Source organism: Sandarakinorhabdus sp. DWP1-3-1 (assembly GCF_049896705.1).
Taxonomy (GTDB): domain Bacteria; phylum Pseudomonadota; class Alphaproteobacteria; order Sphingomonadales; family Sphingomonadaceae; genus Sandarakinorhabdus.
The window spans coordinates 1,544,317-1,565,569 of the sequence record NZ_JAFCUV010000001.1 but is presented as its reverse complement, the minus strand read 5'-3'; the positions used below and the strand labels follow the sequence as shown (position 1 = coordinate 1,565,569).

The 21,253-nt window shown below is 68.5% G+C and carries 21 protein-coding genes; 14 read left to right on the top strand and 7 right to left on the bottom strand.

The features are described 5' to 3' along the window. Nucleotides 1-6: 6 nt before the first annotated feature. The 5 genes from ACP7AI_RS07660 (at nt 7) to ACP7AI_RS07640 (ending at nt 4,563) form a co-directional block, all read left to right on the top strand. Nucleotides 7-1,110: a phage tail sheath family protein gene (locus ACP7AI_RS07660; protein WP_426165767.1), complete on the top strand. Its 1,104-nt coding sequence runs from the start codon at nt 7-9 to the stop codon at nt 1,108-1,110. Next, on the top strand, nt 1,110-2,468 hold the full coding sequence (locus ACP7AI_RS07655) for a 3-isopropylmalate dehydratase large subunit (protein WP_426165765.1): 1,359 nt from the start codon (nt 1,110-1,112) through the stop codon (nt 2,466-2,468). Before ACP7AI_RS07660 ends, ACP7AI_RS07655 begins: the two co-directional genes overlap by 1 nt. Next, nucleotides 2,465-3,097 carry a 3-isopropylmalate dehydratase small subunit gene (gene leuD / locus ACP7AI_RS07650; RefSeq protein WP_426165763.1) on the top strand — a complete coding sequence of 211 codons (633 nt, stop codon included), beginning with the start codon at nt 2,465-2,467 and terminating at the stop codon, nt 3,095-3,097. The genes ACP7AI_RS07655 and leuD overlap by 4 nt, the downstream gene beginning before the upstream one ends. Further along, a complete protein-coding gene (locus tag ACP7AI_RS07645; protein ID WP_426165761.1) occupies nt 3,094-3,732 on the top strand; it encodes a superoxide dismutase in 639 nt (212 codons plus the stop codon). The genes leuD and ACP7AI_RS07645 overlap by 4 nt, the downstream gene beginning before the upstream one ends. Before the next feature lie 120 nt (nt 3,733-3,852). After that, entirely contained in the window at nt 3,853-4,563 is a 711-nt protein-coding gene (locus ACP7AI_RS07640) for a DUF2726 domain-containing protein (protein ID WP_426165759.1), read from the top strand. On the opposite strand, the gene ACP7AI_RS07635 is transcribed toward ACP7AI_RS07640, so the two are convergent. Continuing rightward, nucleotides 4,509-5,435: a hydroxymethylglutaryl-CoA lyase gene (locus tag ACP7AI_RS07635; RefSeq protein ID WP_426165757.1), complete on the bottom strand. Its 927-nt coding sequence runs from the start codon at nt 5,433-5,435 to the stop codon at nt 4,509-4,511. The genes ACP7AI_RS07640 and ACP7AI_RS07635 overlap by 55 nt on opposite strands. A gap of 69 nt (nt 5,436-5,504) precedes the next feature. Here ACP7AI_RS07635 and ACP7AI_RS07630 point away from each other — a divergent pair, with 69 nt between their 5' ends. The 3 genes from ACP7AI_RS07630 to ACP7AI_RS07620 all read left to right on the top strand — a co-directional run bounded on the left by ACP7AI_RS07630 (nt 5,505) and on the right by ACP7AI_RS07620 (nt 8,963). After that, a complete protein-coding gene (locus ACP7AI_RS07630) occupies nt 5,505-6,695 on the top strand; it encodes a CaiB/BaiF CoA transferase family protein (RefSeq protein WP_426165755.1) in 1,191 nt (396 codons plus the stop codon). A gap of 23 nt (nt 6,696-6,718) precedes the next feature. Then, a complete protein-coding gene (locus ACP7AI_RS07625; RefSeq protein WP_426165753.1) occupies nt 6,719-7,573 on the top strand; it encodes a TSUP family transporter in 855 nt (284 codons plus the stop codon). An 85-nt stretch (nt 7,574-7,658) separates the two neighbouring features. Continuing rightward, nucleotides 7,659-8,963 carry a serine hydrolase domain-containing protein gene (locus ACP7AI_RS07620; RefSeq protein ID WP_426165751.1) on the top strand — a complete coding sequence of 435 codons (1,305 nt, stop codon included), beginning with the start codon at nt 7,659-7,661 and terminating at the stop codon, nt 8,961-8,963. On the opposite strand, the gene ACP7AI_RS07615 is transcribed toward ACP7AI_RS07620, so the two are convergent. Beyond that, nucleotides 8,960-10,339, bottom strand: a complete 1,380-nt coding sequence (locus tag ACP7AI_RS07615) for a M20/M25/M40 family metallo-hydrolase (protein ID WP_426165749.1) — start codon at nt 10,337-10,339, stop codon at nt 8,960-8,962. The genes ACP7AI_RS07620 and ACP7AI_RS07615 overlap by 4 nt on opposite strands. Nucleotides 10,340-10,438: 99 nt before the next feature. On the opposite strand from ACP7AI_RS07615, the gene ACP7AI_RS07610 reads away from it, so the two are divergent. The 3 genes from ACP7AI_RS07610 to ACP7AI_RS07600 all read left to right on the top strand — a co-directional run bounded on the left by ACP7AI_RS07610 (nt 10,439) and on the right by ACP7AI_RS07600 (nt 14,348). Next, nucleotides 10,439-11,062, top strand: a complete 624-nt coding sequence (locus ACP7AI_RS07610; protein WP_426165747.1) for a hypothetical protein — start codon at nt 10,439-10,441, stop codon at nt 11,060-11,062. Between the two features lie 76 nt (nt 11,063-11,138). Continuing rightward, complete coding sequence (ettA, locus tag ACP7AI_RS07605) at nt 11,139-12,818, top strand: energy-dependent translational throttle protein EttA (protein ID WP_426165745.1); 1,680 nt, start codon at nt 11,139-11,141, stop codon at nt 12,816-12,818. A 108-nt stretch (nt 12,819-12,926) separates the two neighbouring features. Then, complete coding sequence (locus ACP7AI_RS07600; RefSeq protein WP_426165743.1) at nt 12,927-14,348, top strand: Ig-like domain-containing protein; 1,422 nt, start codon at nt 12,927-12,929, stop codon at nt 14,346-14,348. Between the two features lie 4 nt (nt 14,349-14,352). On the opposite strand, the gene ACP7AI_RS07595 is transcribed toward ACP7AI_RS07600, so the two are convergent. Then, nucleotides 14,353-14,946: a pyridoxamine 5'-phosphate oxidase family protein gene (locus tag ACP7AI_RS07595; RefSeq protein ID WP_426165741.1), complete on the bottom strand. Its 594-nt coding sequence runs from the start codon at nt 14,944-14,946 to the stop codon at nt 14,353-14,355. A gap of 82 nt (nt 14,947-15,028) precedes the next feature. On the opposite strand from ACP7AI_RS07595, the gene ACP7AI_RS07590 reads away from it, so the two are divergent. From ACP7AI_RS07590 to ACP7AI_RS07580, 3 genes are all read left to right on the top strand, one after another. Continuing rightward, the gene (locus ACP7AI_RS07590; RefSeq protein WP_426165739.1) at nt 15,029-16,333 is read left to right on the top strand and encodes a serine hydrolase domain-containing protein; all 1,305 of its coding nucleotides are present in this window, start codon (nt 15,029-15,031) and stop codon (nt 16,331-16,333) included. 61 nt (nt 16,334-16,394) lie between these two features. Next, nucleotides 16,395-17,414 carry a KamA family radical SAM protein gene (locus ACP7AI_RS07585; RefSeq protein WP_426165737.1) on the top strand — a complete coding sequence of 340 codons (1,020 nt, stop codon included), beginning with the start codon at nt 16,395-16,397 and terminating at the stop codon, nt 17,412-17,414. Between the two features lie 86 nt (nt 17,415-17,500). Further along, on the top strand, nt 17,501-18,052 hold the full coding sequence (locus ACP7AI_RS07580) for a hypothetical protein (RefSeq protein ID WP_426165735.1): 552 nt from the start codon (nt 17,501-17,503) through the stop codon (nt 18,050-18,052). A gap of 4 nt (nt 18,053-18,056) precedes the next feature. Here the strand turns inward: ACP7AI_RS07580 and ACP7AI_RS07575 are convergent, their stop codons facing one another. From ACP7AI_RS07575 to ACP7AI_RS07560, 4 genes are all read right to left on the bottom strand, one after another. Beyond that, nucleotides 18,057-18,710, bottom strand: coding sequence for an HAD family hydrolase (locus ACP7AI_RS07575; protein WP_426165733.1), 654 nt, complete (start codon nt 18,708-18,710; stop codon nt 18,057-18,059). Nucleotides 18,711-18,822: 112 nt separating this feature from the next. Continuing rightward, on the bottom strand, nt 18,823-19,053 hold the full coding sequence (locus ACP7AI_RS07570; RefSeq protein WP_426165731.1) for a type II toxin-antitoxin system HicB family antitoxin: 231 nt from the start codon (nt 19,051-19,053) through the stop codon (nt 18,823-18,825). Continuing rightward, nucleotides 19,046-19,294 (bottom strand): type II toxin-antitoxin system HicA family toxin, encoded by a 249-nt coding sequence (locus ACP7AI_RS07565; protein WP_426165729.1) that lies wholly within the window; start codon nt 19,292-19,294, stop codon nt 19,046-19,048. The genes ACP7AI_RS07570 and ACP7AI_RS07565 overlap by 8 nt, the downstream gene beginning before the upstream one ends. A gap of 73 nt (nt 19,295-19,367) precedes the next feature. Beyond that, nucleotides 19,368-20,888: a fumarate hydratase gene (locus ACP7AI_RS07560; RefSeq protein ID WP_426165727.1), complete on the bottom strand. Its 1,521-nt coding sequence runs from the start codon at nt 20,886-20,888 to the stop codon at nt 19,368-19,370. Between the last annotated feature and the right edge of the window lie 365 nt (nt 20,889-21,253).

Sequence of the window (21,253 nt, the reverse complement as noted above, 5' to 3'; positions counted from 1 at the left end):
CGCGCGATGGCCGAATATACCACCCCCGGCGTCTATATCGCGGAAACCGGCGGGCCACCGCCGCCGATCGCCGCGCTCGACGCCGCCGTCGCGGGTTTCGTCGGTATCGCCGAGCCGGTGCCGGGTGCCGTTCCGCCCGCACACGGCATCACCGCGGCGGCAGAATTCGGGCGCTATTGGTCGACGGCGCCGGTGCTGGCCGACGGCACCGCCAACGTGTTGTGGGCCGCGGTGCGGGGCTTCTACGCCAATGGCGGCGACCGGCTGCATGTCGCTGCGGTCCCACCTGACGGTGACCCGGCCGCGCCGGTCGCCGGCCTCGCCGATACCGACGCGGCGCTGATCGCTGCCCCCGATGTCCAGGCGCTGCGCCCGGCGGCGGCCGGGGCGACGATGGAGGCCCTCGTTGCGCTGGCGGCGGTGCCGCTGTCCAATCGCATGGCGCTGCTCGACGCGCCGGCCGGGCTATCGATCGCCGCGCTGCGCGACTGGCGCCGGCGGTTCGATACCCCGGCCGCGGCGCTCTATTGGCCCTGGCTGCGCACCACGGGCGGCACCATGCTACCGCCCTCGGCCATCGTCGCCGGCGCCATCGCCCGCACCGACAGCGAGCGCGGCGTCTGGAAGGCGCCGGCCAATATCGCGCTCATGGATGTCACCGCGGCCAGCGTCGTCACCACCCGTGAGCAGGAGTTGCTCAACCCCGTGGGCATCAACGCCATCCGCACCTTCACCGGCAAGGGCCCGCTGGTCTGGGGGGCGCGTACCCTGTCGAGCGACCCCGACTGGAAATACATCCCCGTCCGCCGCTTTGCCGCCATGCTCGCCGCTTCCATCACGCGCGGCCTCGCATGGGTGGTCTTCGAACCCAATGGCCCGGTGCTCTGGGCCCGGGTCCGCGAGGCTGCCGACACTTTCCTCACCGACCTGTGGCGGCAGGGCGCGCTGGCCGGCGACCGACCCGACGCGGCATTCTTCGTCAGATGCGACACGACCACGATGACCGCGGCCGATATCGCGAATGGTCGGCTGGTCATCCGGATCGGCCATGCCCCGCTCCGCCCCGCCGAATTCATCATCACGCACCTGGCGCTGGCGACCGCCACCTGATGCCCAGCCTGTTCGACAAGCTCTGGTCCGCCCATGCCATCGCCGAAACCCCCGGCGGCGCGACCATCGTCGCTATCGACCGCATCTTCCTCCACGAACGCACCGGCGCCGCGGCGCTGAACAGCCTTGCCGCCGCCGGGCGGACGGTCGCCGATCCGGCGCGGGCCTTTGTCGCCATGGACCATATCGTCGATACCCGGCCCGGCCGCGGCGACGCGACGACGATGCCCGGCGGCACCGCCTTCATCACCGAAACCCGCGCCGCTGCCCGGGCCGCGGGCATCACCGTCTTCGATATCGGCGATCCCGACCAAGGCATCGTCCATGTCGTCTCGCCGGAACTCGGCATCGTGCTGCCCGGCCTGACGCTGGTTGCCCCCGACAGCCACAGCTGCACGCAAGGCGCCGTCGGCGCGCTCGCCTGGGGCATCGGCTCGACCGAGGCGGAGCATGCGCTCGCCACCGGCACGCTGCGCGTCGACCGCCCGCCGACCATGCGGGTCAGCTTCGACGGTGCGCTGCGGCCCGGCGTCACCGCCAAGGACATGGCGCTCGCGCTGATCGCCCGCCACGGCGCCGCCGGCGGCCAGGGCCATGCCATCGAATTCGCCGGCAGCGCGGTGACGGCGCTGCCGATGGAGGCGCGCATGACCCTGTGCAACATGGCGACCGAATTTGCCGCCTTTTCGGCGGTCATCGCACCCGACGCCACCACCTTCGCCTGGCTCGCAGGGCGCCGCTATGCACCGACAGGCGCGCTCTGGGACCGTGCCCTCGCCGAATGGCCGCAGCTGCACAGCGATGCCGACGCAATCTTCGACCGCGAGATCGCCATCGACGCCGCGACGATCGCGCCGATGGTCAGCTGGGGCACCTCGCCGGCGCAATCGGTGCCCCTCGATGGCGCCGTGCCCGCCGACGCCGCGCCGCAATCGCTCGCCTATATGGGGTTGCGGCCGGGCCAGCCGCTCGCCGGCCTGGCCATCGACGGCGCCTTCATCGGCAGCTGCACCAACAGCCGGTTGTCGGACCTGCAGCGCGCCGCCGCCATCGTCGCCGGCCGCCAGGTCGCGCCGGGCGTGCGCGCCATCGTCGTGCCCGGATCATCAGCGGTCAAGCGCGCCGCGGAAGCCGAGGGGCTCCACACCGTCTTCACCGCCGCCGGTTTCGAATGGCGCGAATCGGGCTGCTCGATGTGCTTCTTCGCCGGCGGCGAAAGCTTCGGCGCCGGGCAGCGCGTCATCTCCAGCACCAACCGCAACTTCGAAAGCCGCCAGGGCCCCGGCACCCGCACCCATATCGCCAGCCCCGAAGTCGTCGCCGCCAGCGCCATCGCCGGGCGGATCGCGGCACCGTGAGCACGCCCTTCACCACGCTCGCCTCGCGCGCCGCGCCGCTGCTCGAGGACAATATCGACACCGACATCATCATCCCGTCGCGCGAGATGAAGACAACCGGCAAGACCGGCCTTGCCGCCGGGCTCTTCGCCGGTCGCCGTTACACCGAAGGCCGTACCGAAAACCCCGGTTTCGTCCTTAATCGCGCACGCTATCGCGATGCCGCCATCCTGCTCGCCGGCGCCAATTTCGGCTGCGGGTCGAGCCGCGAGCACGCCGTCTGGGCGCTCGCCGAACACGGCATCCGGGCGGTCATCGCGCCGAGTTTCAGCCCGATCTTCGCCGGCAATGCGGTGCGCGGCGGCGTGCTGCCCCTGGTGCTGCCCCGCGCCGCCGTCGACGTCATCGCGGCGCACGACGCCCCCGTCCATATCGACCTGCCGGCGCAGTTCGTCACCGCCGGTGCCACGATATTCCGTTTCGAAATCAATGCGGAGGCCAAGGCCATGCTGGTCGGCGGCCTCGATGCCATCGACCTCACCCTGCAATCTGCCGCGACCATCGCCGCCTGGCACGACCGGAACCGCTCGTTGCGGCCATGGGTTTACCTCGGGACCCGCCGAGCGGACACCCAAGGAGATTCCCGATGACCACCGATACGCTCGAGGCCCTGCCGCCGACCAGCCATGCTTCGCCGCTGACGCAGCCGCCGCTGCCTTTCGCCCGCGATGCGCTGGCGCCGACGATCTCGGCCGAAACGCTCGGCTTTCACTATGACAAGCATCACAAGGGCTATTTCGACACCCTCAACAAGCTGGTCGCCGACACGCCGCTCGCCGGCGCGACGCTGGAGGAAATCATCCTCGAAACGTCGGGCGACGCTGCCGCCAGGAAGATATTCAACAATGCGGCGCAGTGCTGGAATCATAATTTCTACTGGAACAGCCTCAGCCCCGAAGCGCAGACGCCGTCGGGCGCGCTTGCCGAGGCGATCGACCGCGATTTCGGCAGCCTCGACGCGCTGAAGGAAGCGTTGGTCAAGTCGAGCGTCGAACAGTTCGGTACCGGCTGGGGCTGGCTGGTGCTTGTCGACGGCACGTTGAAAACCGTCAGCACCGACGATGCCGAGGTGCCGTTCACCGATGGCGCGACGCCGTTGTTGACCGTCGATGTCTGGGAACACGCCTATTATCTGGACTATCAGAACCGCCGGCCCGACCATGTGAAGGCGGTGGTCGACGATCACCTCAATTGGGAATTTGCCGCTCGCAACTTTGCCGGGTGACAGTTGTTCGAGTCGTCGAAATCATTGTTAATAAAAGATTACTTTGTCATTAACCAAGTCTGGCCTATTTCCGTTGCGCTAACGGTCTGATAGTATCTTCCGAGCGACGGGGGGCCAGGCGTGACAATCGAGATCGTGATCTTTGCAGCAGTGCTCATCGGCGTCATGGGCGGATTGGGGCTCGAGCGCTTTCGGATCCATTACGAGGCCGTCGAAGACCAGAAGCATGTCGCGAGCGGCGGCGCGCTGGCGCTCGGCCGGCCGCGGTCCGAGGCGCAATTGCCGGCGCTGACGCGCAGTGCGACCTCCCAGTTGCAGCATGTCACCGACGCGCGCTTCGCGCCGAAGCGATTGATCAGCAACAACGAGGAGCAGATTTTCCAGGCGCTCGAGGTCATCATCCATGATCTCGACCTGGACTGGCGGGTGATGGCACAGGTCAACCTCGCCGAAATCGTCGATTCCAGCGATCCCGACGCGCTGCTGGCGATCGGCGACCAGCGCGTCGCCATGCTGATCGTGTCGTCGGCCCAGATGCCACTGGCGGCCGTCGAATATCAGGCGCTCGGCCAGGTCCGCGACGAAGGCACGTTGCGCGCCGCGATTCGCCGCGAGGCGCTGCGCCGGGCCGACATCGACTATATCGAAATCCGTTCCAACGACACGCCCGAGATGCTGCGCGACCAGATCCGCCGGCTGGCGGCACGGTTGACCGCGGTCAGCAGCATGCAGCCGATCATCTCGCCGGCTTCCGCCAGCCTGCCCGAGCCGCCGAGTCAGGCCGCGGCGCGAAAGCCCAGGGGCAAGCCGGCATCGGGCACGAAGCCGTAAAGCGGCTCGCCGGGCAGCGCGGCGCGCAGCACGTCGCGCACCCGCAGCAGGCGACCGAGGTCGATACCCGTCGACAGGCCCATCGCCTCCAGCATGAACACCAGGTCCTCGGTAACGATATTGCCGCTGGCACCCGGCGCGAACGGACAGCCACCGAGCCCGCCGAGCGACGCATCGAAGGTGGTGATGCCGACCTCGAGCCCGGCGACGACATTGGCGAGGCCCAGCCCGCGCGTGTTGTGCAGGTGCAGCCCGGTCAGCCGATCGTCACCGATCGCCGCGCGCACCGCCCGCACCAGCGCCCGCACCTGCGCCGGATTGGCATAGCCGGACGTATCCGACAGCCCGACCTCGTCGACGCCGGCGGCCATCAGCGCCTCGGCCAGCGCGACGACCCTGGCCTCGGGCACCTCGCCCTCGATGGTGCAGCCGAACGCCGTCGACACGCTGCCCTCGAAATGCGGGCGGGTTGCCGCCGGCTGGGCGGCGACCAGCGCCACCACCGCACGGACCTCGTCGATCACTTGGGCATGGCTGCGGCGCAGGTTCTTCAGGCTGTGCGTCTCGCTCGCCGACAGCGGCAGGGTCAGCTTATGGGCACCGGCGGCGATGGCGGCGGCGGCCCCCCTGGCATTGGGCACCAGGACCGCAACGGTCAGTCCCGGGTGCGTGCGCGCATGGGCGACGACGGCGGCGGTGTCGGCCAGTTGCGGCAGCAGGCCGGCGGGGACGAAGCTGCCGACCTCGATCTCGCGCACGCCGGCGGCGACCTCGGCATCGATCCAGGCGCATTTGACCGCTGTCGGCAGGATCGCCGCAATCGACTGCAGCCCGTCGCGCGGGCCGACTTCGCTGATCAGGATGTCGGGCATCGGCTTGCTCCGCCAGTTGTCCGGACATATGCAACGCTTCTCCACGGGCTTTCAAGGGACGCGCGCGCGATGCTGCCACTCAGCGGGATCAGGGTCGTCGAGTTCACCCATATGGTCATGGGCCCGGCCGTCGGTGCCATCCTCGTCGAACTCGGCGCGGAGGTCATCAAGGTGGAGGCGATCGGCGGCGATGCCACACGGCGCCTGCTCGGCTCGGGCGCCGGCTATTTCCCGATGTACAATCGCGGCAAGGCGAGCATCTGCATCGACCTGAAATCGGCGGATGGCGTCGCGGTGGCGCGGCGGCTGGCGGCATCGGCCGATATCGTCGTCGAAAATTTCCGCCCCGGCGCGATGGACCGGCTCGGCCTCGGCCCCGATGCGCTGCGCGCCGAAAACCCGCGGCTGATCTATTGCAGCGAGAAAGGCTTTCTCGCCGGGCCCTACGAGGACCGCACCGCGCTCGACGAGGTCGCGCAGATGATGGGCGGCCTCGCCTATATGACCGGCCCGCCGGGGCGCCCCTTGCGCGCCGGCGCCTCGGTCATCGATGTTGCCGGCGGCATGTTCGGCGTCATCGGCGTGCTGGCGGCGCTGGAGGCGCGGCATCGCACGGGGCAGGGCATGCACGTGCAGAGCGCTCTGTTCGAAACCACGGCCTATCTCGTCGGCCAGCACATGGCGCAGATGGCGGTCACCGGCCAGGCCGCGGCACCGATGCCGGCGCGGGTGTCGGCCTGGGCGATCTATGACGTGTTCGACACCGCCGATGGACAACAGTTATTCGTCGGCGTCGTCACCGATGCGCTGTGGCAGAAATTCTGCGCGCTGTTCGGCCTCGACGACCTGTGGGCCGACCTGTCCCTGCGCGCCAACAACGCCCGGGTGCAGGCGCGGGATACGCTGATGCCGCGGGTGCGGGCCGAACTGGCGCGCTTCACCCGGGCGGAACTGCTGGCGCGGCTCGACGGCTCCGGGCTGCCGTTCGCGCCGATCGGCCGGCCCGAGGACCTGTTCACCGATCCGCATCTGCTGGCGGGGCAGGGGCTGGCCCCGGTGACGCTCGACGACGGCACACACACGCTGCTGCCGGTGGTGCCGATCGCGCTCGACGGCGCCAGGCTCGGCGGCGGCGCGCTGCCGGCGGCGGGGGCGGACACGGCGGCGGTGCTGGCCGGGCTCGGCTATGACGCCGATGCCATCGCGGCGCTGTCGGCGTCGGGCGCGGTGGGCCCTTCCAATCTCCCGGCAACACCCTAGGCTGGCGCCGAGGGGACAATAGCATGGTGCAGATACTGCTGGCGGTCATCGCCGCAACGGCGATCGGCTTTGCCATCCTGCTGTTCGTGACGGCGCGGCGGCGCGGCGCACTCGGCGTCACCGGCGAAGGCCTGGTGCTGGGCGCGGTGACCAACTTCTTCGACACCCTCGGCATCGGCTCGTTCGCGCCGACGACGGCCTGGATCAAGCTGCGCAAGCTGGTGCCCGACAGCCATATCCCCGCGGTGCTGATTACCGGCCAGGCGCTGCCCACCATCACCCAGGGGCTGATCTTCATCAGCCTCGTCGAGGTCGACCCGACATTGCTCATCGTCTGCATCGCCGCCAGCGTCGCCGGCGCGCTGGCGGGGGCGCCGCTGGTGCTCCGGCTGCCGATCCGCACGGTGCAGCTGATCGTCGGCATCGCGCTGCTGCTCGCTGCGATCCTGTTCGCCGCCGCCAATCTCGACCTGCTGCCGGCCGGCGGCACCGCCCTCGCGCTGCCGGCGGCCAAGTTCGGCGTCGCGGCGGTCGGCTGCTTCATCCTCGGCGCGCTGATGACGGCGGGGATCGGTTTCTATGGCCCGATGCTGGCGATGTTCAGCCTGCTCGGCCTGAATCCCGCCGCGGTGTTCCCGATCATGGCCGGCGCCGGCGCGCTGATGATGCCCGCCAGTGGCCTGCGGTTTGCCCGTTCCGATCGCATCGACCTGAAACTCGTGCTGTCGCTCGCCATCGGCGGCATCCCGGCGGTGCTGCTCGCCGCCTATGTCGTCAAGTCGCTGCCGCTGGAGATCCTGCGCTGGCTGGTCGCCGCGGTGGTGCTGTACACGGCGGTCGTGATGCTGCGCAGCGCACGCCGGGCGCCGGTGGCCTGAACCGCTCGCATCGTCGCACGCCGGCTTGCCCGCGCTCGCTCGTCCGTGTTCAAGCACGCCCAGACCGACGGGAGCAGCCGCACAGATGAACAGGCCGGGAAAGACGCGACGACGCCCTTGGCTGGCGGCAACCCTGGTCCTGGTCCTGGTTCCGGTGATTGCCGCGGCAAGCCTCGCCGTGCTCGCCATCTCCCGAACCTGGGCGATGCAAGGCGAGACCGTTACCGTCGAGCTCACCGCGGCGCCGCCCGCCGCCGCCTACAGCGGCGCGCCGATCGACTATGCCCGGCTGGAGGCACGCATCGCGCTGCTGATGCAGCAGCCCGACATGGTCGGCCTGGCGATCGGCACCATCGAAAACGGCCGGGTCCGCTTCATCAAGGGCTATGGCGAAACCCGCGCCAATTCCGGCGATCGAGTGACGCCCGATACCGTGTTCCGCTGGGCATCGCTGTCCAAATCCGTGGCCTCGGCTGTCGTCGTCGGGCTGGCGCAGGACGGCAAGCTGTCGCTGGCCGCGCCGTTGTCACGCTTCGGCACGACATTGACCTTGCCCGGCGGCGCCACCGCCCGGGTCTCCGTCGCCGATCTTCTATCCCACCGGCTCGGCCTGCCCCGCAACGCCTGGGACGATCGGCTCGAAGCGGGGGAGGCGCCCCAGCTGATCCGCGCCGGGCTTGGCAGCCTGGCGCCGGCCTGCGCGCCGGGGAGCTGCTACGCCTATCAGAACATCGCCTATGATACCGCCAGCGAGATCGTCGAGCGCGTCAGCGGCACCGCCTACGCCAATGTCGCCCGCGACCGGCTGTTCCTGCCGCTCGGCATGACCAGCGCCACCATCGGCCGCGCCGGCCTCGAAGCCTCGCCAAGCTGGGCCCGCCCGCATCGCGGCCGGCGCGAGGTCACCGTCGGCGAACCCTATTATCGCGTGCCGGCCGCCGGCGGTGTCAACAGCTCGATCCGCGACCTGCTGCGCTGGATGGACGCCCAGATGGGCGACAGGCCCGACGTGGTATCGCCGACCGAACTCGCGATCATGCACGTGCCGCGCGTGTCGACACCGCCGCATGGCCGCCGCGGGGCGATGGACCGGGCCCTGCAGCACGCTTCCTATGGCCTTGGCTGGCGCACCTATGAGTATGCCGGCCACCAGCTCGTCGGGCATCGCGGCTCGGTCGACGGCTATGGCGCGCTGATCCTGTTCGATCCGGCGCTGCGCAGCGGCATCGTCATGCTGTGGAACAGCAACCATTCCCGCGCCGCGTCGCTGCAGCTCGAATTCTTCGACCAGCTCTATGGCCTGCCCGCGACGGACTGGCTGGCCTTGCCGGTCGCGCCGCCGGTGATTGCTGGCGCGGGTCCCGAAGCCACGCTGCAGCAGGCCCCCTAATTCGCCTTCGTCCGCAGCGGCCGGTCGTCGCTCGCCGCCAGCCAGATCGCCGCCGCCCAGGCCGCGACGTTCTGGTCGAGCTGGGCCTTCTCGACCTTGTCGAAGGTGTCGTCGGGCGTGTGGTGCAGGTCGAAATAGCGGGTGCCGTCCTGCTCCAGCTCCAGGATGCCGGCACCGAGCGCCCCCAGCGGTGCCACGTCGGCACCGCCGCCGGCGCCATTTTCGCGTGTCGGCGCCACGCCCAGCGGCGCCAGCGCACGGTTGATCTCGGCGATCAGCGGCAGCCCGGTCTCGGCGACCTTGGACGACACCCGCCACACCCGGTCGGCGCCGAAATCGCTTTCCGCCGCCAGCACGATATTCTCGGCCTTGTGCGCCTCGGCATAGGCGCGGCCGCCCCAGATGCCGGCCTCCTCGGCGCCCCAGAACACGACGCGGATGGTGCGGCGCGGCTTCAGCCCGGCATCCTTTATCGCCCGCGCGGCGGACAGGGTGATCGCCATGCCGGCGCCGTCGTCGATGGTGCCGGTCGCCAGGTCCCAGCTGTCGAGATGGCCGCCGATGACGATGACTTCGCGGCGCGCACCGCTGCCCGGGATCTCGCCGCTGACATTGGCGGACTGGCCGTCGGGGTTGAAGGTCGGCGTGATGACCAGCTTCAGCGTTACCGGGCCCCTGGCGACCAGCCGCGCCAGCTGCTCGGCATCCGGCACCGACAGGGCGGCGGCGGCGGTCAGCGCCTTGCGATCCTGCCAGACGGTTCCGCCGGTGTGCGGATTGCGATGATCGTCGGTGCCGAGGCTGCGGATCAGCGTCGCGACAGCGCCCTTCGACGCCGCCAGCGCCGGGCCGGTCCGGCGCACGGCGCCATTGGTGCCATAGCTGCTGCCGTCCTGCGCCCGCATCATATGGTGGTCGATGAAGGCGATCTTGCCGGCGAGACTCCCGGGTGCCGCAGCCTCCAGCGCCGCATAATCGGCGAAATAGGCGACCGGCGCGGTGATGCCCGCGGCCGGCGTCGCGCCGCTATAGCCGAGCGCCGCGATGGTGAGCTTTTGCGGGTGGGAGCCGACGACCTCGGCAGTCTCGATCCCGCGCTCCCACACCGGCATCGGGAACGGCTCGACCTTGATGTTGACGAGGCCCGCCGCCTTCATCGCCTTCACCGCCCAGTCGCGGCCGCGCTGCTCCGCCGGCGTCGCGGCGAGGCGCTGGCCGACGGTGGTGGTCAGGTCCTCGAGCAGCGCATAGGCGCCGGTGTCGAGCGCCTTGTCGCGCAGCGTGGCGGCCACGGCGATCCGGTCGGGCGCCGCCAGGGCAGGGGCGGCGGCGAGCAGCAGGGCGGGCACGAGAGTGGCGGCGATGGTATGGCGCATGGAATCGATCTCCGGTCGGTACCGGTCCGGCATAAGGTGTTGACGGCCCCGCGCAAGTGACCGCTTCACCACCATGGCCCGGCCTGTATAGTCACGCCCATGCACCCCATCATCCTCGCGCTGCTGCTCGCTGCGGAACCGCCAGCGGCGGCGCCGGTACCGGGCGCCAGCGTCTGCGCCGCCCTGCCCGAAACCGGCCCTGTCGCCCGGCCCGGCCCGCCCGAGATCGTCGCGCCGAAACCGACCGCCGACCGCAAGCTGTCATGTCCTGACGATTTCCGCCTCGACGTCACCGGCCGGATGCCGATGTGCCTGCGCGCCGGCATTCGGGTCGTCGACGGCAGCCCGCGCAACGCCTGCTACGCCGCGCTGCCGTTCGGGCCGATTGCGGCCATCGCGCCGCGCCACAAGCCGACGCACAGCTGCCCGACGTCGAGGCTCACCACCATCGTCCGCATCGACGGCGCCAACGCCGGCGTTGCCGACGCCGCGGTCAGCGTCGTGCCGCCTGACGGCATCACCGTCACGTCGCTCACCGCCAGCGGCGCCGACGTCGACCGGAACGAAAACCCGGTCCTCCAGGGCTGCTTCGCCTTCGCCTGCCGGCTGGTGAAGCTGGAGATCGGCCCGCGGGCGGCCGCCCGCGTCGAGCTGCGATTGACGCTGCCCGGCCGCGACCCCATCTCCCAAGCCGTCCGGCTCGCCGACGACTGCCCGCATTGAGCATCATTGAAGGCAGCCGCCGCATCCGCTAGACGGCTGCACATTCCCGCTTCCCAATCTTTGAAAGCCCCCGCCCGTGGCCTATCAATACGCCTATGTCATGAAGGGTCTGTCGAAGACCTATCCCGGTGCGCCCAAGCCGGCGTTCAAGGACGTCACCTTGAGCTTCCTGCCCGGGGCCAAGATCGCCATCATCGGGCCCAACGGCGCCGGCAAGTCGACGCTGATGAAGGTCATCGCCGGCATCGACAAGGAATATGTCGGCGAAGCCTGGGCCGCCGAAGGCATCACCGTCGGCTATCTGCCGCAGGAACCCCAGCTCGACCCGACCAAGGACGTGCGCGGCAACGTCATGGACGGCGTGCGCCCGGTCGCCGAGATGATGGACCGCTTCAACGCCATCTCCGCCGAAATGGCCGATCCCAGGGACGACACCGACTTCGACAAGCTGATGGAGGAAATGGGCGAGCTGCAGGAAAAGATCGATGCCGTCGACGGCTGGACGCTCGACAACCAGCTCGAGATCGCCATGGACGCGCTGCGCTGCCCGCCGGCCGACGCCACCGTCGACAATCTGTCGGGCGGTGAAAAGCGCCGCGTCGCGCTGTGCAAGCTGCTGCTCGAAAAGCCCGACATCCTGCTGCTCGATGAGCCGACCAACCATCTGGACGCGGAAAGCGTGCAATGGCTTGAGAACCACCTCAAGGAATACAAGGGGATGGCGATCCTCGTCACCCATGACCGCTACTTCCTCGACAATGTCGTGAAGTGGGTGCTGGAGCTCGATCGCGGTCGCGCCATCCCGTTCGAGGGCAATTATTCCGACTGGCTGGAAGCGAAATCCAAGCGCATGGCGCAGGAAGACCGCGAGGACGAAAGCCGCGAAAAGGCCATCAAGGACGAGCTGCAGTGGATCCGCTCGAGCGCCAAGGCGCGCCAGACCAAGTCCAAGGCGCGCATCAAGGCGTTCGACGAGCTCGTCGAGAAACAGGCCAATCGCCGTCTGGGCTCGGCGCAGATCCTCATCCAGATCCCCGAACGGCTCGGCAACACCGTCATCGAGGCCAACAACCTCACCAAGTCATACGGCGACAAGCTGCTGTTCGAGAATCTGAGCTTCAGCCTGCCGCCAGGCGGCATCGTCGGTATCATCGGCCCCAACGGCGCCGGCAAGACGACGCTGTTCCGCATGATCACCGGCCAGGAAGTCCCCGACAGCGGCAGCATCCGCATCGGCGACACGGTCAAGCTGGCCTATGTCGACCAGTCGCGCGACGCGCTCGCCGCCGGCAAGAACGTCTGGGAGGAAATTTCCCAAGGGCAGGACAAATTCTATTTCGGCAAGAACGAGGTGCTGACCCGCGCCTATGTCGGCGCCTTCAACTTCAAGGGCGCCGACCAGCAGAAGAAGGTCGGGCAGCTGTCGGGCGGGGAACGCAACCGCGTCCACATGGCCAAGATGCTGGTCAAGGGCGGCAACGTGCTGCTGCTCGACGAGCCGACCAACGACCTCGACGTCGAGACGCTGCGCGCGCTCGAGGAAGCGCTGGAGAGCTTTGCCGGCTGCGCCGTGGTCATCAGCCACGATCGCTTCTTCCTCGATCGCCTGGCGACCCACATCCTCGCCTTCGAAGGCAACAGCCATGTCGAATGGTTCGAAGGCAACTTCGAAGCCTATGAGGAAGACAAGCGCCGCCGCCTGGGCGATGCCGCGGATCGCCCGCACGCGCTGACCTACAAGAAGCTGACGCGTTGATCGCCGCAAGGCGATGCGGCCACCGTTGACACTCGTTCGCCGATCCGGGAGACAATAGCACAGAGGCGGCAAGTATAGCCGCCGGTTGTTTCGGGGCGGGGGCGTGGCATGCGAGGGACGGGTCAAGCGGTTTCGGCCGCGCTGCTGCTGATGCTTGCGGCCTGCGGCGGCGGCTCGTCGCCGGCCACGCCGGCACCGACACCCACGCCTACGCCGACACCGACACCGACACCGACACCAACGCCGACACCCACCCCCACCGCCGTGACCTATCAGGTCGAATCGGCCAGCCCGACGATATCGCAACTGACCTTCCTCAATGGCCCGGTCGGCACGCCGATCAGCAATGACGTCGCCTGGCTCGACTTCACCAACCGCCAGGGCATCTATGTCGGCGGCCAGCGCGACGGGGTCGCACCAGGCGGCGCCGGCGGCATCGTCTTCGATCGCAATCGGCCGATCTACAACATCACCGCCGGCGGCATCGACCGTGTCTCCGGCGAGTACGTCTTCACGGGCGCCCCCATCGGTGCCACGACCATCTCGGTCGTCAACGAACTGCTGAAGCTTGTCGGCGACCAGGCCCGCGTGAAGCGTGCACTCCGCCTCGACAGCTCGGTGCTCGGCCTCCTGCAGGACCGCGACCTGCCGACCTTTTCGGCCACGGCGGCACTCGCGTCGGCGGACACGCAGCTTCGTGCCGATGGCGCCCGGATGGCCAGCGCCAATATCCGGCTGATCGCGCTGCAGGTCGCCGCGTACGAATACTCGCTCGGCCCGCGCACCGACCAGGTCATCCCCGATTCGATCGTCGCCGCCGGGAACAGCCAACGCACCGTCGCCGACTATCTCATCGCCAACGACCGTGTGCAGCTGTTCTTCGGAAATACCGAGCCGCTGCTGCGCGCCGCTCGCGCCGCCTCGGGCTTCCAGGGGCCCGCCTTTCGCGACGATGTCACCGCCGCCTTTGCGCATCTTGTCGATCAATACGCCCTCGCCGCGGGCGTCGCGCTGTTCGATGACGCCTTGCGCGCCCGCTACATGCTCGGCATCCGGGGCTGGCTGGTGCCGCGCCTGCTCGAGCTCCAGGCTGCCAACAGCGCCGATGCAGCCGCGCGGGCGCTGGCTATCAGCGTTCCGACCATCGTCGCCGAAACCGAAGTCTTCGGGACCGCGCCGCCGCCGCTTCCCGCGTCGGGCGCCTTCTTTCCGGTTCCCGACTTCCTGCAACTCGCACCCGGGGCGACGGCGCGCATCGCCGTGCTGACCAACGACCCGTCCCGCGTGCCGGCGCTCGGCTCGAATGACATCATCATCGGGTTCGCCGACGGCAATCGGCCGCCGTCCCAGATCGTCTCGGTCACCGTTCCCCCCGAAAATGCCGGCGCCGTCGGCACTGTGCTCAACGCCGACCAAAGTGTCAGCGTCACGGTTGCACCGGCATTTCGCGGCGTCACCTGGTTCGATTATCGCATCCGCGAAGGTCGCGGGGCGGAGGCGACAGGCCGCGCCTATGTGCTGGTCCGCTGATCCTTCAGGGGACGCACCAGCCGGCCGCCCAGCCGCCATCGCCAAGCGTGAACAGCGCGCGCCGGTGACCGTCCTGGGCCAGGTGCAGCCAGTCGATCTCCCCGATGTCCAGCATCACCAGAGCGAAGTTGGCCCGTGCCGGCACCAGCTCGGGCGCCTCCGGCTTGCGGCCGTCGACACCCGCCGGCAGCCCTGAGCCGGGGCCGGGCAGCGGCGTTCCAGGCGCTGCCTCCACCAGATAGGCGCGCCGCGCGAAATCTGTCGCCGCCGCCCAGATCCGATCGACCTCGGCACCGTCCGTCACCACGCGCGCGGCGCCGGCCAACCGCAGCTGGATCGCTTCGCCGGGGTGATACAGCGTCACCGCCACCGCCGCGCCGTCGAGTTCCGCGCATTTCGGCGACCTGGCGTCGGTGTGGAACCGCAAGCGCGCCGTCGCCCGATCGGCAGCACGCAGCACCATCACCCGGGCCTGCGGCCGGCCGTCTGCATCGACGCTGGCGACCACCGGCGTGTGCATCGGGCTGCGCCGGTCGGCCGCGCCGCGCCCCAGCAGCCGCCAGCAGGTATCGAGCACGTCGGCGAGTTCGGCATCCATCCCCGGCTGATGGCGGCCCGCCGGACTTGCCGCAAGCGGTCGCGACACTTTACCGTGCCCGGATCGAACGGGGAGAAACGCGATGGCAAGAACACTGGTGCTGCGGTTGCTGCCTTTCGGGCTGCTCGCCGGCGCCGCCACGGCCCAGATACCACCGCCGAACGCCGCCGACAGCGACCCTGCAAAACGCGGCTGGATGCAGGGCTCGCCGCCCGCCGTCGACAAGCAGGTGCGTTTCGACGACGCCAGCATGTGGTTCTTCCCGCGCACGCGCTGGAGCTTTTCGCACTGGCGTGAACTCGTCCCCACCGTCGCCATTCCCCGCGCCGGCGCGCCGTCGGTGCTGCCCCGCGCCGAACGCCGCGACCTCGACGCGATCCGCTTCACGCCGCTCGGCGCCACCGCACCGATGACCTGGGAACAATCGCTCGCCGCCAACTACACCGATGGCATCGTCGTGCTGCATCGCGGCCGCATCGTCTATGAACGCTATGCCGGCGCCGGCGGCCCGGCCAACCAGCACATAACCTTTTCGGTCACCAAGAGCTTCGTCGGCACGCTCGCCGAAACGCTGATCGCCGAGGGTCGCCTCGATCCGGCGCGCACCATTGCCAGCTATGTCCCCGAGCTGGCGACCAGCGGCTTTGGCGACGCCAGCGTCCGCCAGGCGCTCGACATGCGCACCGGTATCGCCTTCGTCGAGGATTACGTCGCCCGCGGCAGCGAACTCACCGATCCGACCCGCATGTCGATCGCCGGTGGCGCGGTGCCGGCACCCCCGGGCTACCAGGGCGCCACGACAACCCCCGCCTTCCTCGCCGGCATCGGCAAGCGCGGCGATCATGGCGGCGATTTCGCCTATCTGACCCCCAACACCCAGGCCGTCGCCTGGGTGATCGAACGCGTTACCGGCCAGAGCATCGCCGCGCAGATCTCGGCGCGCTATTGGCAGCCGCTCGGCATGGAGCAGGACGCCGCCCTCCAGGTCGATCGCGTCGGCACCGGCTTTGCCGGCGGCGGCATGACCGCGGCGCTGCGTGACATGGCACGGTTCGGCGAGATGATCCGGCGCGGCGGCAAATGGCAGGGCCGGCAGGTCGTGCCGCCGGCGGCGATCCGCGCGATCATGGCGCCCGGCGACGCGGCGGCCTTTGCGGCCGCGAGATATCCGGGGTTGGAGGGCGGCAGCTACACCAGCTTCTGGTGGCACCGCGCGTCGGGCCAGACGATGGCGGTCGGCATCCACGGCCAGGGTATCTATATCGATCCGAAGGCCGAAATGGTCATCGCCCGCTTTGGGTCATTCCCGGTCGCGACCAACCGCGTCATCAACCCGACAACCTTGCCGGCCTATGACGCCATGGCGGCGGCGCTGACGGCCAGATAGCGGGCTTGCATTGCCGCCACCGATCGGTAACGCGTGCCTGCCGTCCCAGCCAAGGCCGATCATGCTCGCCCGTATCCTCCCGCTTGCGCCGCCCGCCGACTGGCAGGCGGATTATCGGGCCGCCCGGCTGACGGCGGCCGATTTGCTCGATCGCGTCGGGCTGACGGGGGCGGACCTGCCCTATGGCCTCGCCCCGGCGCCCGATTTCGCGCTGAAGGTGCCGCCGCATTTCCTGTCGCTCATTCGGCGCGGCGATCCCCATGATCCGCTGCTGCTGCAGGTGCTGGCGCGCGCCGACGAACTGGTCGACGACCCGGCACTGCTGACCGATCCGCTCGAGGAGGCGGGCTTTACCCCGGCGCGCGGCATCCTGCGCAAATATGGCAGCCGGGCGCTGCTGCTTGCCGCCGGCAGCTGCGCCATCCATTGCCGCTACTGCTTCCGCCGCCACACCGATTATGGCGCCATGGTGCTGCCCGCCGGCGGCCATGCCGCGGCGGTCGCGATGCTCGCCGCCGATCCGGCGGTGGAGGAGGTCATATTGTCGGGCGGCGACCCGCTGACGCTGGCGGACGACCGGCTGGCGGCGCTGCTAGGCGCGCTCGCCGCCATCCCGCACCTGTCGATGATCCGCATCCACACCCGCACGCTGACGGCGGTGCCGGCCCGGGTGACGCCGGCGCTGCTGGCGCTGCTCGCCGGGCTCGGCAAGCCGGTGGTCGTCGTCACCCACACCAACCATGCCAACGAGATCGACGATGTCGTGGCCGCGGCGCTGGGGCGGTTGCGCGGGGCCGGCGTGACGCTGCTCAACCAGTCGGTGCTGCTGCGCGGCGTCAACGACAGCGCCGCCGCGATCCGCGCCCATGCCCTGCGCCTGTTCGCCGCCGGCGTGCTGCCCTACTACATGCACCTGCTCGATCCCGTCGCCGGCGCCGGCCATTTCGACGTCGGCCGCACCGAGGCGCTCGGCCTCGAACAGGCGCTGCGCGACACGCTCCCCGGCTATCTCGTGCCGCGCTTTGTCCGCGAGGTGCCGGGGCGGCTGGCCAAGACGCCGATCTGGCAGCTGGCGGGGTAGCGCATCCATACGCTGGCAAATATTCGATTGCCTGTATCGTTACGTTGGCGCTTCATGTCGCGGATGTAACGCGGCAGGGGACAGCCATGTTCGGATGTTTCAGGAAATCATCGAAAAAGATCACGCCGGCTGAACTGAAGCCATTGACCTACCAGGAGTTCCTGCAGATCGAGGGCGACTACAAGATGATGTGCGCCCGCGCCAAGGAAACTTTCGCCGACAAGGAAGCGGCGTTGAAGGAGGTCTTGAAGCTGATCGGTTCGATCTCGGCGGGCGAGAACAAGAGCTGCGATTTCATCGTCCATCGCGGCAATCACCCGTGCATCTGCGTCGCCGTTGTCAGCATGACCGAGGCCAAGGGCGTCGCGACGCTGCGCTATCTGCTCTCCGACGGCATCGAAAAGGGATCCGGCGTCACCATGATTGGCGATGTAATGAGCTGGTCGGAAAAACAGGGCTGCGGCGGCAAGGTCCGCCTGGTGCCCGATACCGACTTTCTCGAAAAATATTACCTCAAACTGGGGTTCGTGGAGGTCGAGAACAACTTCCTCGGCAAGATCCTGGAACTTGATCCGGCGAAATCGAACCTGTGGCACAAGCAAAAGGGCCGATGGACGTCGGTTCGCGACAACATCTGAACGATCATTCGAGCCAGCGGCGCACCACGGCCAGATCGTCCACCACCGCCAGCGCCATCGCGCGCATCTCGTCGGTCGGCGGCAGCAGATCGGGCACCATGATGACGGGCACGCCGGCGGCATGGGCGGCGCGGACGCCGTTGTAGCTGTCCTCGAGCGCCAGACAGGCGGCGGGCGACACGCCGAGCGCGGCGGTCGCGGCGAGATACAGGTCGGGAAACGGCTTGCCGCGGGCGACATCGTCGCGGGTCACGACGATATCGAAGGCGTCGATCAGCCCGCTATGCGTCAGGTGCGAGATCGCCTTGATGCGCTCGGTGGAGGTCGCGACGGCGCGCGGCAAACCCAGGGCAACGACGGTATCGATGATTTCCCGCGCGCCGGGCCGCAACGGCCGCGCCAGGCCATAGCGACGGTTGTTGAGATCGAGCTGCCGCGCGCGCATCAGGTCGTAGTCGAAACCGGGGCCGAAGCGATCGTCGAGCTGCTTGCGGTTGGCGTCCTTGGGCAAGCCGACCAGCGGCGCAAAATCGGCTTCGGTCATGGGAAAGCCCATCGCATTGACGACCTCGATCATCGACGTGCGACTGATCCGCTCGGTATCGAGCAGCAGCCCGTCCATGTCGAAGATGACGGCAGCAGGACGGGTGGGGATCATACGCGCCGAAGTGGCGGCTGGCCGCGCCGACTGTCAACGCTATGGGTGGTGCGATGGGTCATCCGCATCGAACGCTCTGGCGACGCTGCGGTGCCATGCACCGGATCGCGGGTCAGGCCGCGTGCTCGACCGGCGCCGGGCGGTAACGCGGCTCCGGGATGGTGTCGCCGTGTTCGACTGCGCTCTCCAGCCAGATCTCCATCGCGATCTCGATCTCGTGCGCCGCCTCGGCAACAGTGGCGCCATGCGCACTGCAATATTTCAGGTCGGGGACGTCGGCGATCCAGCAGCCGTCACGATCCGACCAGAAGATGTTGACGTGATAGTGCGGCATGTCAGTCATCCAAGTGCAGGCCTTCTTCGGCGACAATAGCGCGAAGCTGGTCGCACTGATAGGCTTTGGCATCCTTGCCACTCGGCTGCAGGTTCAGCTGCCGACCCGTCGCGGCATGGCGGTAGATGCGATGGCTGCCCTTTTGACGGGCGAGAGCGAAGCCGAGCGCTTCGGCCAGATAGACGAGTTCGGCGAAAGTGAGGGTACTGCCAGCGTTGAAGCGGGCAAGCAGTTTGGCGGCGCGGGACATTATGGACTCCGAATTTGACGTGGAGCCATCCGGCCTTTCTCAACGCTTCATTAGCATTTTTCGGCCGTGCTTTTCAAGCCGTCTCCAGCGCCTTCATCGCCGCGATCTTCTCCCGCCATACCATCGGCCCGGTCGCATGGACGCTTTCCCCCGTCGCATCGACCGCCACCGTCACCGGCATGTTCTCCACGGTGAATTCGTAGATGGCCTCCATGCCCAGGTCCTCGAAGGCCAGCACCCGCGACGCCTTGATCGCCTTCGACACGAGGTAGGCGGCGCCCCCGACCGCCATCAGATAGGCGGCCTTGTGCTTCTTGATCGCGGCGATGCCGGCGGGCCCGCGCTCGGCCTTGCCGACCATGGCGATGAGGCCGGTCTGCGCGAGCATGTCTTCGGTGAACTTGTCCATGCGGGTGGCGGTGGTTGGCCCGGCCGGGCCGACGACTTCATCGCGGACCGGGTCGACCGGGCCGACGTAATAGATGACGCGGTTGGTGAAATCGACCGGCAGCGGCTCGCCGCGGGCCAACATGTCGGTCATCCGCTTGTGGGCGGCATCGCGGCCGGTCAGCATCTTGCCGTTGAGCAGTAGCCGGTCGCCGGGCTTCCACGACGCCACGGTCGCAGGCGTCAGCGTGTCGAGGTCGACGGGGATCGCCGCGCGCGACGGCTTCCATTCGACCTGCGGCCATGCGGCGAGGTTGGGCGCCTCCAGATAGGCCGGGCCGCTGCCGTCGAGCACGAAATGCGCGTGGCGGGTGGCGGCGCAATTGGGGATCATGGCGATCGGCTTCGACGCGGCATGGGTCGGCGTATCGAGGATCTTGACGTCGAGAATCGTCGACAGGCCGCCCAGGCCCTGGGCCCCGATGCCGAGGTCGTTGACGGCGTCGTAGAGCTCGATGCGCAATTCCTCGATCCGGGAATTAGGCCCCCGCGCTTTCAGCTCCGCCATGTCGATCGGCAGCATCAGCGATTCCTTGGCCAGCAGCATCGCCTTTTCCGCCGTGCCGCCGATGCCGATGCCGAGCATGCCCGGCGGGCACCAGCCGGCACCCATCAGCGGCACCGTGTTGACCACCCAGTCGCGGATCGAATCGCTGGGGTTGAGCATCGCGAACTTCGACTTGTTCTCGCTGCCGCCGCCCTTGGCCGCGACGGTGATCTCCACCGTGTCACCGGGCACCAGCTGGACATGGGTGACGGCGGGCGTGTTGTCGCGGGTGCTGGTGCGGCCGAACGCCGGGTCGGCGACGATCGAGGCACGCAGGCGATTTTCGGGATTGAGATAGGCGCGGCGCACGCCTTCGTCGATCATTTCCTCAAGCGTCAAAGTGGCTTGCCAGCGAACGTTCATACCGACTTTCACGAACGCGACGACGATGCCGGTGTCCTGGCAGATCGGCCGGTGCCCTTCCGCGCACATGCGGCTGTTGGTCAGGATCTGGGCGATCGCATCCTTCGCCGCCGGGCCAGCTTCCGCCTCGTAAGCGCGGCCCAGCGCCCTTATATAGTCCATGGGATGAAAATAGCTGATGTACTGCAGCGCATCGGCGACGGACGTGATCACGTCGTCCTGGTTTATTACCGTCATGGCGGTCCTTTGGCGGGTCGTATCGGCCGGCGTGTAGCGCCGCTGCGACCATCGGTCCACACGGCGTTTCAACCATGGACTGCAAGCCGTTGACGATGTTCGGGCCACCGGAAAACGACCCGATCGGATGAAATGACTCTTGCCAAAAACCGGGACTTAGGCACAATCTGTAGCCCGGGGACGATGCCACCGACACGATATGTGGTGGCTGCGGACGTGGGAGGGCAAACTGTCGGTGAATAACCGGCTGTGGATATCGGGGATAACTGCTGCTGAATCCATTCGGCGCGTGACCCCTTTTTGTTCTCCTCCTATGCTGCCCCCGGCAAGGTGCGCGATCGCCGGCAAGGCGAGTCGCAGGACAT

Excerpts from the sequence above, each read along its gene's own strand:
- ACP7AI_RS07660 (WP_426165767.1), top strand. The coding sequence starts at position 7 with ATGGCCGAATATACCACCCCCGGCGTCTATATCGCGGAAACCGGCGGG.
- ACP7AI_RS07655 (WP_426165765.1), top strand. The coding sequence starts at position 1,110 with ATGCCCAGCCTGTTCGACAAGCTCTGGTCCGCCCATGCCATCGCCGAA.
- ACP7AI_RS07645 (WP_426165761.1), top strand. The coding sequence starts at position 3,094 with ATGACCACCGATACGCTCGAGGCCCTGCCGCCGACCAGCCATGCTTCG.
- ACP7AI_RS07635 (WP_426165757.1), bottom strand. The coding sequence starts at position 5,435 with ATGCCCGACATCCTGATCAGCGAAGTCGGCCCGCGCGACGGGCTGCAG.
- ACP7AI_RS07630 (WP_426165755.1), top strand. The coding sequence starts at position 5,505 with ATGCTGCCACTCAGCGGGATCAGGGTCGTCGAGTTCACCCATATGGTC.
- ACP7AI_RS07625 (WP_426165753.1), top strand. The coding sequence starts at position 6,719 with ATGGTGCAGATACTGCTGGCGGTCATCGCCGCAACGGCGATCGGCTTT.
- ACP7AI_RS07620 (WP_426165751.1), top strand. The coding sequence starts at position 7,659 with ATGAACAGGCCGGGAAAGACGCGACGACGCCCTTGGCTGGCGGCAACC.
- ACP7AI_RS07615 (WP_426165749.1), bottom strand. The coding sequence starts at position 10,339 with ATGCGCCATACCATCGCCGCCACTCTCGTGCCCGCCCTGCTGCTCGCC.
- ACP7AI_RS07610 (WP_426165747.1), top strand. The coding sequence starts at position 10,439 with ATGCACCCCATCATCCTCGCGCTGCTGCTCGCTGCGGAACCGCCAGCG.
- ACP7AI_RS07600 (WP_426165743.1), top strand. The coding sequence starts at position 12,927 with ATGCGAGGGACGGGTCAAGCGGTTTCGGCCGCGCTGCTGCTGATGCTT.
- ACP7AI_RS07595 (WP_426165741.1), bottom strand. The coding sequence starts at position 14,946 with ATGGATGCCGAACTCGCCGACGTGCTCGATACCTGCTGGCGGCTGCTG.
- ACP7AI_RS07590 (WP_426165739.1), top strand. The coding sequence starts at position 15,029 with ATGGCAAGAACACTGGTGCTGCGGTTGCTGCCTTTCGGGCTGCTCGCC.
- ACP7AI_RS07585 (WP_426165737.1), top strand. The coding sequence starts at position 16,395 with ATGCTCGCCCGTATCCTCCCGCTTGCGCCGCCCGCCGACTGGCAGGCG.
- ACP7AI_RS07580 (WP_426165735.1), top strand. The coding sequence starts at position 17,501 with ATGTTCGGATGTTTCAGGAAATCATCGAAAAAGATCACGCCGGCTGAA.
- ACP7AI_RS07575 (WP_426165733.1), bottom strand. The coding sequence starts at position 18,710 with ATGATCCCCACCCGTCCTGCTGCCGTCATCTTCGACATGGACGGGCTG.
- ACP7AI_RS07570 (WP_426165731.1), bottom strand. The coding sequence starts at position 19,053 with ATGACTGACATGCCGCACTATCACGTCAACATCTTCTGGTCGGATCGT.
- ACP7AI_RS07565 (WP_426165729.1), bottom strand. The coding sequence starts at position 19,294 with ATGTCCCGCGCCGCCAAACTGCTTGCCCGCTTCAACGCTGGCAGTACC.
- ACP7AI_RS07560 (WP_426165727.1), bottom strand. The coding sequence starts at position 20,888 with ATGACGGTAATAAACCAGGACGACGTGATCACGTCCGTCGCCGATGCG.